Annotated in this window: 9 protein-coding genes; 7 read left to right on the forward strand and 2 right to left on the reverse strand. The window is 57.1% G+C overall.

The features are described from left to right. Positions 1-11 precede the first annotated feature (11 nt). The 5 genes from MON38_RS13970 to MON38_RS13990 all read left to right on the forward strand — a co-directional run bounded on the left by MON38_RS13970 (position 12) and on the right by MON38_RS13990 (position 6977). On the forward strand, positions 12-2522 hold the full coding sequence (locus MON38_RS13970) for a polysaccharide biosynthesis tyrosine autokinase (protein ID WP_241936784.1): 2511 nt from the start codon (positions 12-14) through the stop codon (positions 2520-2522). Between the two features lie 14 nt (positions 2523-2536). Next, positions 2537-3322, forward strand: a complete 786-nt coding sequence (locus tag MON38_RS13975; protein WP_241936785.1) for a tyrosine-protein phosphatase — start codon at positions 2537-2539, stop codon at positions 3320-3322. Positions 3323-3415: 93 nt separating this feature from the next. Continuing rightward, a complete protein-coding gene (locus MON38_RS13980; protein ID WP_241936786.1) occupies positions 3416-4438 on the forward strand; it encodes an NAD-dependent epimerase/dehydratase family protein in 1023 nt (340 codons plus the stop codon). 153 nt (positions 4439-4591) lie between these two features. Beyond that, positions 4592-5989 (forward strand): tetratricopeptide repeat protein, encoded by a 1398-nt coding sequence (locus tag MON38_RS13985; protein ID WP_241936787.1) that lies wholly within the window; start codon positions 4592-4594, stop codon positions 5987-5989. A gap of 157 nt (positions 5990-6146) precedes the next feature. Beyond that, on the forward strand, positions 6147-6977 hold the full coding sequence (locus MON38_RS13990) for a phosphosulfolactate synthase (RefSeq protein WP_241936788.1): 831 nt from the start codon (positions 6147-6149) through the stop codon (positions 6975-6977). Between the two features lie 137 nt (positions 6978-7114). On the opposite strand, the gene MON38_RS13995 is transcribed toward MON38_RS13990, so the two are convergent. Together MON38_RS13995 and MON38_RS14000 are read right to left on the reverse strand one after the other, a co-directional pair. Then, positions 7115-9808 carry a T9SS type A sorting domain-containing protein gene (locus MON38_RS13995; RefSeq protein ID WP_241936789.1) on the reverse strand — a complete coding sequence of 898 codons (2694 nt, stop codon included), beginning with the start codon at positions 9806-9808 and terminating at the stop codon, positions 7115-7117. Between the two features lie 254 nt (positions 9809-10062). Then, positions 10063-10986 (reverse strand): bestrophin family protein, encoded by a 924-nt coding sequence (locus MON38_RS14000; RefSeq protein WP_241936790.1) that lies wholly within the window; start codon positions 10984-10986, stop codon positions 10063-10065. 375 nt (positions 10987-11361) lie between these two features. Here MON38_RS14000 and MON38_RS14005 point away from each other — a divergent pair, with 375 nt between their 5' ends. Both MON38_RS14005 and MON38_RS14010 read left to right on the forward strand, forming a co-directional pair. Continuing rightward, on the forward strand, positions 11362-12030 hold the full coding sequence (locus MON38_RS14005; RefSeq protein WP_241936791.1) for a DedA family protein: 669 nt from the start codon (positions 11362-11364) through the stop codon (positions 12028-12030). A 67-nt stretch (positions 12031-12097) separates the two neighbouring features. Continuing rightward, entirely contained in the window at positions 12098-12841 is a 744-nt protein-coding gene (locus MON38_RS14010) for a shikimate dehydrogenase family protein (RefSeq protein ID WP_241936792.1), read from the forward strand. Positions 12842-12960 lie beyond the last annotated feature (119 nt).

Here is a 12960-nt window from a genome sequence, read left to right on the forward strand (position 1 = left end):
TTTCTGTACTTATGGCCAATAATGAGAATGCTGAGCTAGAAGAGCTTATCCGGAATGCCACCGGTGGGGCGTCGGCGGGGAACGCCGCTGCGCCAACCTCTATTCCTGCCGATAGTGATGATGAAGCAGTTAGCTTTGATATCACTACGTTGGTATTGGTGGCCCGCCGCAGTTTGCTGTGGATAATGCTGTTGCTCGTATTAGGTGGTACCGCTTCATGGCTTTACCTACGTTATACCAAGCCAATTTATAAGTCGTCATCGTTGCTCAAGATTGATGAGCGCAATGAAGGCAGTGCCCTGGGCCTAGCAGGGCAAATGGTGCCTGCTGTGGCCGATAAGACTCACAATTCCAAATTGGCAGGTGAGGTAGAGTTGATTAAATCCAATATTATATATCGTCGGCTGAAGGATTCGCTAGCCTTGGATGTGAATTACTACGTGCAGGGCACGGTGTTGGAGTCGGAGCTGTATGGTAATTCGCCGTTCAAAGTCATTTATAAGGTGCAGGATAACAACGCGTATAATCGACGATTTGAACTCAAATTTATCGATGCTAAGCGGGTGAGAATAGAGTACAACGAGCAGGGCCGCCCCCAGATTGTAGAGTCCGCGCTGGGCACCAACATGAAGCTGCCTGGCCTGACGATGTTGCAGGTCGTACCCACAACTTATCTGACGCCCGAAGCGCTGGAGGAGAGCTATCACTTTACCATTCAGGATGATATCTCGGTTAACAAGTACCTTGATAAGAACCTATCCGTGGAAATCGTGAATCCGGAAGCCAATACTATTGGCATATCGTTCAATGATTTTAATGCCGTTAAGGCACAGGATATTGTAAATAAAATCGACTCGGTATATCTCGAGGAAAAGCTGGCAAGTAAAAAGGAAGCGACCCGGCAAATGATGCAGTTTCTAGATAAGGTTATTGAGAAGAATGGCAAAAGCCTGGAGCAAGCAGAGAAAAAGCTCCAAAATTTTGCGGAGACTACTGGGACGTACGACGCCAAATCAGAAATAACCACCATTACAACGAAGCTGGAGAAGCTGGACGAAGAGCGGACGAAACTGCAGGAAAAAGCAGTGTTGCTGGACCAGATAGCACAAATGGCCGAGCAGGAGCGTTTGACGCGCGATGAGTACCAGACCGTGCAGCAAAGCATTCCAGCCTTAGCTATGCTGGAAGACCCAATGTTGACGGACCAACTCAACGAGTTGAACAGCTTGCAGTGGCGGTTGCGGCAGATTTCGCGTTCGTATACTGATAAAACAGAAGTAGTACAGTCCAAGCAAGCCGAAATAAATTTCACTCGCACTACCATCAAGAAACTATTGCAGCAAAACCAGCGCCTGCTACAGGCGTCGCTCAATAAGTTGAATGCGCAGTACAATCAACTGACGGGAGTATTGGGTAGCTTGCCAGGGCGGGTAACCGAGCAGGAGCGCTTAAAACGGCCGCTGGACTTATTTGGCAAATCAGTTACTGAGCTGATGGACAAGCAGGTGGAATTCGGTATTGAACAAGCAGGGGCCACTGCCGACTTTAAAATTCTGTCACCCGCTTCGCCGCCCGCCGCACCTATATCGCCCAACCGTCTGCTGGTATATGCTATTGGGCTGATAGGCGGATTGGTGCTTGGCCTAGGCCTGATTGCGGTGCGCTATTTTATGCATAACACCGTAACGAACGTGCGCGAATTGGAGCGTTCCACCAAAGCGTCGGTTTTAGGTATCATCCCAACTTACGACAAAGAGAAAATGGAGGTGTCGCGCTTGGTTGTGGATAAAAATCCCAAGTCGGCCATTTCCGAATCCATCCGCTCTATTCGAACGAACCTGGACTTTATCAGCTCATCGAAGAAAAAGCGGTTAATTTCAGTGACTTCTACCATCTCAGGTGAGGGTAAAACTTTCGTGACGGTAAACCTGGGCGGTATCATTGCCTTGTCGGGCCAGAAGGTGATTATCCTTGATTTGGATATGCGTAAACCGAAAGTAAACTTGGCTTTCGGTGCCGAAAACATCAAGGGCGTCAGCACTATTCTGATTGAACGGCATGGAATAAAAGAGTGTATTCAACAGACTAGCATCGAATCGATGCAGTTTATTTCAGCTGGTCCAACACCGCCCAACCCGTCAGAGTTGATTCTTAGTGCGCAGTTCGACAAAATGATTGAAGAACTGTTCCTAACCTATGACGTGATTCTGATTGATACCCCACCAGTAGGCTTGGTAACTGACGGAATCCTGATTATGCGCAAGGCTGATATTCCGCTCTATATTGTGCGAGCTGGTTACTCTAGCAAAGCTTTCCTAAAGAATATCAACCGGCTTATTCGGAGCAATAACTTTACTCGCATGTGCACGATACTTAACGATGCTCAAAGCGGCGGCGGGTACGGGTACGGGTACGGGTATGGCTACGGCTACGGCTACGGCGCTTATGGCCAAGGCTACTACGAAGAGCCAGCGACAAAGGAGCTGACTTTCGGCCAGAAGCTGAAAAAGTTCTTTACCTAACCGCTCGGCGCACAATGGCTTCGTTATGGCAACGGCTATTCGGCGGCGGCGCGGAAACGGCTTCGGCGGCTCCGGTGAGTGGGCCGCCGGCGCTGGCATTGCTTGGGACTGATATGCACTCGCACCTGCTGCCCGGCCTCGACGACGGCGCCGAAACCGTGGCACACTCGCTCGACCTGCTGCGGGCGTTACGGGCGCTGGGCTACCGCAAGCTGGTGATGACGCCGCACATCATGGGCGACTTCTACAAAAACACGCCGGCGGGCATCCGGGCGGCGCTGGCGTTGCTGCGCACCGAAGCGGCGGCGGCGGGCCTGGGCGATGTGGAACTGGACTGCGCCGCCGAATATTACCTCGACGAGTTTCTGGGCCGCAAGCTGGCCGATGGCACCGAAATGCTGACATTTGGCGGCGAAAAGCGCTATCTGCTGTTCGAAACCTCGTACATGAATGAGCCGCTCAACTTCTACGAAATCGTATTCGAGTTGAAGGCGCAGGGCTACCGCCCGGTACTGGCCCACCCCGAGCGCTACACTTACCTGTACGGACGCTTCGCCGAAATTGAGAAGATGCGCCAGGAATATGGCATCTTGCTGCAGGTAAACCTGAATTCGCTGGCCGGCTACTACTCGCCGGCGGCCAAGAAAGTAGCCGAACAACTGGTCGATGCGGGCTTAGTCGATTTTGTGGGCACCGACGCCCACCACCTGCGCCACACCGACACGCTGCTGAAGCGCACCCTGCCCCAGCCGCACCTGGAGAAGCTGCTGAAATTGCCGCTGCTGAACAATACGCTTTAGATAATAGTGAATGGGGAGTGGTTAATGATTAGCGCTTAGGTTGCGCTGGCCAACCCATTAACCATTCGCCTTTTATCATTAATCACTAACTACATGGTTTTCGTCACGGGCGGCACCGGCCTGATTGGTTCTTTTCTGCTGCGGGCGCTGCGGGCGCGGGGGCTGTCCGTGCGAGCGCTGCACCGCGGCCCGGTGCCGGCCGATGCCGCGCCGGGCGTGGAGTGGCTGGCCGGCGACCTGCTCGATACCGAGCAGTTGCGCGTGGCCATCGCACCCGACGTGACACATGTTTTTCACTGCGCGGGGCTGGTGTCGTACGCACCGCAGGACGAAGACCTGCTGCTGGCTGTGAACGTACAGGGTACCGCCGCCGTGGTCGATGCCTGCCTGGAGCGGCCCGGCATCCGGCTGGTGCACGTGTCGTCGGTAGCGGCGCTGGGTGGGCCAGCGGCGGGCGCCCAGCCCGGCCCCGGTGGCCGCACCGTAGTAACGGAAGCTGCCACCTGGGACCTGGGCGCTTCGCACCCTGCCTATGCTACCTCCAAATACCTGGGCGAGCTGGAGGTGTGGCGCGGCGTAGCCGAGGGACTTGATGCCATAATGGTAAATCCATCGGTAGTGCTGGGCCCCGGCGACTGGAGCCGTAGCAGCACCCGCCTGCTGCGCTACGCCCACCAGCAGCACCGCTTTTACACCCGCGGCCTGCTGAACTTTGTGGACGTGCGCGACGTGGTGGCCCAACTGCTGGCGCTGGCCTTCGACCACCCGGAAATTAGCGGCGAGCGGTACATTTTGAGTGCCGAAGCGGTGCCGCTGGGTGAGTTTCTGCGGGCGGCGGCAGCGGCTATGCAGCGGCGGGCGCCCTCGGTGGCGGTGCCCGACTGGGCCGCCGAAGTCATTTGGCGGCTTGAGCATGCTCGCGCGGTGCTCACGGGCGCGCGGCCGCTGATTACGCGCGATACGGCTCGCGCCGGGCGGCAGCCGGTGGTGTACGGCCACGCCAAAGTACAAAGTGCTACCGGGCTGGCATTCCGGTCGTTAGCTGATACGCTAGCGTGGTGTGCGGCCGGATTGGCCGAAAAAGCGCCTGTTTCGGAAGGCGCTATCGCATCTTAACTAAAACCGGATTGCACGGTTTTAGCCAATAATTGTTATCATTGATATAAGAGAGCCGCCCGGGCCGGCCAGCCACCCGCTGAACTGTAGCGGCCCACTCCGAAAACCCGGCTGCTCGCCCCGATTACTCCTCTTAACCGCGGAATTATGCGCATGAACGAACATTTTGAAAACCCCCGCGCCGTGCTGGACACCGTACGCCGCTTCGAGCGCATGCTAGCCCAGCAGGAGTCCGTTTTCTTCGACCTCGAAGATTTCGAAAATATCATCGACCATTACGTTACCGGTGCCGAGTTCGATAAGGCCCTGCAGGCCTGCGAGGCCGCCCTGGGCCAGTACCCCTTCTCGACCGAGCTGCTGATTGACCGCGCCCAGGTAATGGCTATGCGCGGCGACTACACCGAAGCCGAGCGCCAGATTGACGCCGTAGCCGCCCTCGACCCCACCAACGCCGACGTGGCCGTGACTCGCGGCATTATCAGCACGCAGCGGGGCGAATTTGCCGAGGCGGTAGCCTTTTTCCGCGCCGGGCTGGAGCAGGAGCCCGAGCGTGAAGACATTCATTTCAACCTCGGCCTGGCCTTCCAGAGCTGGCAGAAGTTTAAGAGCGCGGCCAAGCACTATAAGCAGAGCCTGCGCCTGAACCCCGACAACGAAACCGGCGTGCAGGAGCTCCTGCACTGCCTCGATATTACAGGCCGGCTGGAAGAGCACGAGGACTTCTTTAAGCGGTTCACCGACGACGACCCGTATTCGGCCACGGCCTGGTACAACCTGGGCCAGTACTGGTACCGTCGCGAGGATTTTGTGAAAGCCGTAGAGGCCTTCGACTTCGCCGTGACTATTCAGGCCGACTTTTACGACGCCCACCACTGGCTGGCCGATGCCTACGTATGCCAGCAGGAATACCGTAAGGCCATTCCGGAGTTCGAGCTGGCCTATCCGGCTGGCGAGCCCACCGATGAGGCCCTGTGCAACATCGGCGAGTGCTACGAAAAGCTGCGCGAGTGGGAGCCCGCCCGCAAATACTACCGCCAGGCCTTGGAGCTGAATCCTAACATGGACGAGGCCTGGTTTGGCCAGGGCGTGCTGCTGCAGGAGCAGGAGCGGTGGTTCGAAGCCATTCACTTTTTCCGCAAGGCCACCGAGCTGTACGACCAGAGCGGCGAGTACTGGTCGGCACTGGGCGCGGCCGAAAACCAGGTGGGCAACGTGGTGAGCGCGCTCGAAGCCTACGAAAAAGCCACTGAGGTAGCCCCCGACGACGTGCAGGCCTGGGTGAGCTGGAGCGCCATCCTCTACGACCAGGGCCATTTTGCCGAAGCCGTGGACCTGGTGCGCCACGCCGTGGAGTTGCATCCTCACGAGGCCCATTTTCACTACATGCTGTGCGCCTACCTGCTGGCCGATGGCCGCATGAAAGAAGCCTACGGCGTGCTCGAAACGGCTCTCACACTCAACTATGAGCAGCACGTACTGCTGTTCGACTACTTCCCGCAGTTGCGCGAGCAGCCCGGCTTGCAGCGCCTGATTGAGCAGTTCCGGAAATAAACAGCCGCTTCGGCTCCAGCCAATCCGGTATCGATAATTGGCAGCCGATAAGCTGCTACGTGTGTTACTTTTGCAGCTGCCCATCAAGTTGATGGGCAGCTTTTTTTTGGCGCTTTGGCTGCTGGTTGCAGCACGCTGAAGCTTATTTCATAACGATATGAACTACGACCTTTCGCAACTGCCCGAGCGCACCGCCAAGCCCCGCGAGCAGGGCTACACCATGGTGATGGACAAGGGCTTGAGCCTGCGCGAAGTAGAAGACTTTCTGGAAGTGGGCGGCGCCTACACCGACATCGTGAAGCTGGGCTGGGCCACGTCGTACGTGGTGCCTAACCTGCAGCGTAAGCTCGAAATCTACAAGGAGGCCGGCATCCCGGTGTACTTCGGCGGCACCCTGTTCGAGGCGTTCATCATCCGCAACCAGTTCGACGACTACCGCCGCCTGCTGGACAAGTACGGCATGGAATACGCCGAGGTGTCGGACGGCAGCATCGACCTCGACCACGACCGCAAATGCGAATACATCCGCGAGCTGAGCAAGGACGTGAAAGTGCTGAGCGAAGTAGGCTCGAAGGATGCCGAGAAAATCATTCCGCCCTACAAATGGATTTCGCAGATGGAAACCGAGCTGGCGGCCGGCGCCATCAAGGTCATTGGCGAGGCCCGCGAGGGCGGCAACGTGGGCTTGTTCCGCAGCACCGGTGAGGTGCGCTCGGGCCTGGTGGAAGAAATTCTGACCAAGATTCCGTTCGAGAAAATTCTGTGGGAAGCCCCGCAGAAAGCGCAGCAGGTGTGGTTCATCAAGCTGCTCGGGGTCAACGTGAACCTGGGCAACATTGCGCCCAACGAAGTCGTGAGCCTCGAAACCATTCGGCTGGGCCTGCGCGGCGACACCTTCTCGCACTTCCTCGACATGGATGCAGTGGACCCGATGTTCCGCCCCGCTGCTAAAACCGGTAAGCCCGGCACCTCCATGCCTCGTGGCTAAACGAATGTGGCGCTAGCGTACAAGCTCAGCCTGACGCGCTTTTCATGGCTGCTGTTGACCAGTCATAATAACCAACAAAAAATGCCGGCCTCCTTACGGAAGCCGGCATTTTTTGTTTGCCCGAAGGGCGAGGCAGCTTACTGCTTCGTCACCTTCATGGTCTTCTTCTCGCCCGAAGGCAGCATCACGTTCAAGATGTACAGGCCGCTTTTCAGTTCGCTCATGTTCTCCACGGGCACATCGTTGCTGCCCAAGGTGATGGCCACCTGGCGCTGACCTACCTGACGGCCGGTCATGTCGAGGATGCGCACAACTGCCGTACCGCTTACCGAAGAGTTGAGGCTCAGGTGCAAGATTTCGTTGTTGAGCGGGTTGGGATAAGCGACGATGCTGGTGTTGGTTTCAGCTGCTTTGCCATCGAAGGTTACAACGCGGGGAGCGAAGAAAGTCGACTTGCCGTCCACGTCGAGTTGCTCGAGGCGGTAGTAGCGAGCGCCAGCCTTGTTCTTCTCCGTGTCGGTGAAGGTATATGCTTTAGGAGTCGTGCTGTTAGGCGTTTCGCTGGCAACAAAACCAACGTTGCGATAAGTCTTGCCGTCGGCAGATACCTGCACGTTAAAGCCTTTGTTGTTCTGCTCGCTAGCAGTCTGCCAAGTAATCAGCGCATCAGCACCAAGGCGCTTGGCATCGAAGCCCGTGAGCGAAACCGGCAGGGGATTGTCGCGGTCGCCGAGCGTGAAGGTAGCGAACGTGCGCACACCCGATTTGGTCAGGATGTTGTTGGTCTGGTCGAGGGCATCGCGGCCGAGGCCACCGAACTGGTTACCACCGCTGGTCGAAACGAACAGGGCCAGATTAGGCTCCGGCACCGAGCCATTGCCCTGCGGGCCGAGGTTGGAAAGTTCAGTGTCGAGATAGCGGAACGTCATAGTAGCTACCAGGGGCTGGGTAGTGCTGGGGCGTACACCGAAGATGCGACGGATGCCGAAGCGGGAAGTACCGCCGTTGCTTGGCACCAGGGGCGTGTAGCTCTCGGCGGTGTTCCGGGTTACGATGATGTCGCCGGGGTTATTCGTGCCCGCGAAGAGCAGCGTTACGCCGATGTTACCAAACGTGCGGGGGTCGGGTTTGCCCTGAGCATCAACTTCATTTGCCCGCACATCAGTGCGCGACGTTCTAACAAAGCCACGGATGTAGCCGGAGTCCGTTTCGCCGGTCAGCTGAGCACCGTTGGCAGCCGTGCCCGAACGGTCGCCCAGGGTCACGTAGTTGTTGTCGGGAGTCGAGATATCCGTGGTAAACAAGCCGCTGCCAGCCAGGAAGTTCATGGAGTTGGAGATGGTCATGATACCTTGCAGCGCCTTGGTACCAGCACCCGACAGGTCCACGTCGGTGAAGGAGCCACCAGTAATGGTCTGGTTGCCGCTGCCGGCAAACTCAATGCGCGAGCCATCAAACTGACGGTAGCTGTCGAAGAGGTTGCTGAAGCCACCGTATACTTTCCAGCGGCCCTGGTAGAGGCGGCACAGCGAGCGTTGGGCCTGCGAGCTACCCTGCATGTCGACGTTGCGGCACATGGCATCGCCCGAGTTCGTGTTATTAATCGTGGTAGAGCCAAACGTATAAACAGCGCCAGCGTGGATGTTCGGGTAAGGCTTCGTGTTGCCCACGCCGAAGTCGGGGATAACGACGTTGATGTTGGCCGTCGGAACAATTTTCAGGTCCCAGTTGGCCGGAGTAAACCAGTCGTCGCTGGTGCCGCCAGTCCAGGTGTCAATCAGAATCGGCACACCGGTCGTGTTGAAGGAGGCCGTGTAGCCATTGCCACCGTTGTCGTCGCGCACCCGGAACGTGGTGCCGTTGGCACGCAGCACAACTGCTTCGTAGGTAACAGTAACGGTATAAGTACCAATGCCCTGGTTAGCCAGGCCCGAAATCAGGTTGCGGAGGGCGGTGCTATTCGAGAAAGAGCGGTTGGTACCGCCGTTGCCGGCAGTGCCGGTACCATCCTGAATCAACGCGATTTCAGACTGCGGAAAAGCAAAGCCGGGCTGGCTGTTCTGCGGGGGCTTCACAATGAGGTATTGCAGACGGGCGCTTTGTATCACGTCGCCACCGCTTTCGAAGGTGTTCAGCGTGCCGCCATTGAGCGTAAGCTTGCCATCGTTGATGTCATAAGTACCCAGGTTGGTGCCGTTAAATGCCGAAGCCGTGTAAGTGGTATTCGGGGTAGTAGCACCGGTCGTGTTGATGAGGATGGTGCTCTGAGCGTTAACGGGAGGGCCAGCGCTGGTTGGGTTCACGCGAGTACCGGTGGCCGTGAAGACCGACTTGCGAAGGCCCGTAGACAGTGTAGTAACGTTCGTGTTATCAGTGGCTACGAAGTTGATATCGAAGCGGTAGCTACCACCGGAGGCCGGCGAGGTTACAGCAGCCAAGATATCATAGCCAGCCGTTGTAGGGGTGAAAGTGCGCACACCATTTGATAAGCCAGCGTTTACCAACGGAATATCGGTAAACCCGACGCTAACAGTTGAGCCGAGCGTGCCGGGAGCTACACGCACCCGCAGTACTGCCTGGTCGTAGCTCTCAGACGGGTCTTCGTTGATGGTAAGAACCCCGTTAGTAACGGCGAACACATCCGTCGAAATGTCGAACGAGCCGAAGTCACGGTTGGCAAAATTGGTACCCCCGCCAGTAGTCGGCTTCGCGTCGTACGTAACAGGCGACCCTTTCACATTTAGTGAAATGGAGGCAGTAGCAATGGTTGACTGCGCCAGTACCGACTGCGACGAGCCCAGACCAACGAAAATGGCGAAGAGGGGGAGCAAAAAGCTGAGGAAGCGACGCTGTCGCAGCAGTTTGGGAGTAAAGTTTAACGTTTGCATGGGATTAGGTATTTATTGTAAAAAACTGGAATGCGCTGAAGGGGGGAAACACATTCAGGGCGCATATACGCAGGGGTAGGAAAAAAGTCGAAGGGTTGGAAAAAAAAATTAAAAAGTGGTAAAACAGTGCAAGTGAGGGCCTTTTCGGGGTGGAAAAAATCCTGTTTTGGGAATAAAACGGGATTTTTTCAATCCGGTTAATGTACCACGCTGTATGGCACAGTGGCTAGCGCCTTCTTCTCCGCCGGCAGCTCGACACCGAGCAAATCGTGGACGCTTACCCGGATTTTATTGGAGAGCTGCGTGATGGGCAAATCGTTGCTGTCGTAGCCGAATGGATTTTCTATTTCGTTGCCAATCATCTCCAAGCCCAGCATGGCGTAGGCCCCAATCATCGTCACGGGCACCATCCACCATCCGCACGAATCGACGAGTACCAGAGGCATAACCATGATGAACACGGTGATGTAGCATTTGATGAAAAAGCTGTAGGAATAAGGAATGGGCGTGGATTTGATGCGCTCGCAGGTGCCGTTCACGGTCATCATGCCCAGGTAATGTTGCTTGAGGTTGATGAGGTGAATGGGGTCGAAAATCTGCACCTGGCGCAACTGCTCCACGCTTTCCATGAGCACGGCAATGATGGTGGAGCACACGCTTTCGGCTTTTTGCAGTCGCTCGATGATGTCGGGAGTAGCTTCCATCTTGTCGAAGCGCACGCGGTTGCGCAGGCTGCCTTCGAGGGCGATGGGGAAGTTGGAGATGAGAGCAGCGAAGTAGCGGCGGCTCGATTTGGCCTCGCGAGGCAGCAAGGCGTTCATTTCCATGGCCAGCCCGCGGCAGTGCGACACCAGCTGACCCCACACGCCGCGGCCTTCGTAGTACCGGTCGTAGGCGGTGTTGGTCCGAAACACCAGCAGCAAGCTGAGCAAAATACCGAGAATGGACAGGTATTCGCGCCCGATGCGGACGTTGAGGGTGTGAAAATCGAGGCTAATGACGGCAATGGCCGAGCCGTAGAGGCCCACCAGGGCCACGCGCTTCAAAAGCAGGCGGATAACTGCGGAGGTATGGAAGTGCCACAAGGCACGCCACCAGTCTCCGCCCTGATACACAATCATCGGGGTAGTAAAAGCGTACGCAATTCAATAACATCCAGGGGAGCGTGGCCGGGGTAGGCAGCCAACGGGCCCGTATACGGAAGGAAGGTGAGAAGGGGTGTGGCCGGTTGGCAGGGGGAGACGCCCTGCTCGGAAACCGGGCGAATGGCCAACACAGAGCCCGCGCCAACCGGCTACGGACTCGGGCAGAAGATTACAAAGCAGTAGAGGTGAATAAGAAAAATAACACCTTTTTAGGGGTAAATACAATTGTAGTAAAGCAATCCACAAAGATAATGCCGAACTAAGAGAAACAGCTATGTCTCTGCGGAAAGGTTGATAGCGCGGCTAGTTCGGCAGCGGGCGGTTTTCTTTGTGGCTCACTTTTCGTCCGGCATGGAACTCCTTAAGCATTTCTTCGACCTGTTGCTGCACCTCGACAAAACCCTCGTGAACGTGGTGCACGACTACGGCAACCTCACCTACCTCATCCTGTTCCTCATTATCTTCACCGAGACGGGGGTGATTGTGTTTCCCTTTCTGCCCGGCGATTCGCTGCTGTTTGTAGCCGGCACGCTGGCCGCGCAGCCCAACCCCGAAACCGGCCACCCGCTGCTCAACATCTGGCTGCTGATTCCGCTGCTGATGGCGGCCGCTTTTATCGGCGATAACCTGAACTATATGGTGGGCGACTACCTGGGGCCGCGCGTGTTTCGCGAGAATTATAAGTTCCTCAACCGCAAGTACCTCGACCAGACGCAGGCGTTCTATGCCAAACACGGCGGCAAGACGATTATCATGGCGCGCTTCGTGCCCATTGTGCGCACGTTCGCGCCGTTTGTGGCCGGCGTGGGCACCATGACGTACCGCTACTTTGCTACGTTCAGCATTGCGGGCGCGGCTTTGTGGGTGGTGTCGCTCACGCTGGCGGGCTACTTCTTCGGCAACATTGCGTGGGTGCAGAAGAATTTCACGCTGGTGATTTACGCCATTATTCTGGTGTCGGTGCTGCCGCCGCTGTTCTCGTTCCTGAAGGATAAATTCGGGAACAAGCAAGCCGTTTAGCACGCAGCAATTGCGAGGGCAGCAGCACGTGCCTTAGCTTGCGGTCAGATACCTGTTAACCTTATCTATGCGCCAGTTCGGGCTTATCGGCCGCACCCTGCAGCACTCGTTTTCACAGACTTACTTCACGCAGAAGTTCTACTCGCAGGGCCTGGCCGATGACCACCGCTACGACCTGTTCGAACTGGCCGACATCCACGAGCTGCCGGCACTGCTGCGCGCCAACCCCGATTTGGTGGGCCTGAACGTGACCGTGCCTTATAAGGAAACCGTGGTGCCGTACCTCGACGAACTGGCGCCCTCGGCTGCCCGCGTGGGAGCTGTGAACGTGATTGAGCGCTGCTCCGACGGCCGACTGCGCGGCCACAACACCGACGTGGTGGGCTTTCGGGAGTCGCTGCGGCAGTTTTTTCCGGCCGGAGCGCAAGGCCGGGCGCTGGTGTTGGGGGCCGGCGGGGCGGCCAAAGCTGTGATAGTGGCCCTCAACGACCTGGGCATTGGCCACTGGAGCGTGACCCGCAACCCGCTGGGCCACGGCCTGACCTACGATGAGCTCACGCCCGAACTGCTGGCCGCGCACTCGCTCATCATCAATGCTACGCCGCTGGGCACCTACCCGCAGGTGGATGCCTGCCCGCGCCTGCCCTACGAGGCTCTGGGGCCGCAGCACTACCTCTACGACTTGGTGTACAACCCCAGCGAAACCCTGTTTATGGCCAGAGGCCAGGCTGCCGGGGCGCACGCCAAAAACGGTTTCGAGATGCTGCAGCGGCAAGCCGAAGCTGCCTGGGACATCTGGAACGGGCGGTAGCTGACTGGCTGCTAATAGACCGTCAAGCGGAGCTTGTCGGAGCAGGTCTACTGCGATAGTAATTGGTTTACTACTGCAGTAGACCTGCTCCGACAAGCTCCGCTTGACGGTCTTTTTTT

The organism is Hymenobacter cyanobacteriorum, from assembly GCF_022631375.1.
GTDB classification, from domain to species: domain Bacteria; phylum Bacteroidota; class Bacteroidia; order Cytophagales; family Hymenobacteraceae; genus Hymenobacter; species Hymenobacter cyanobacteriorum.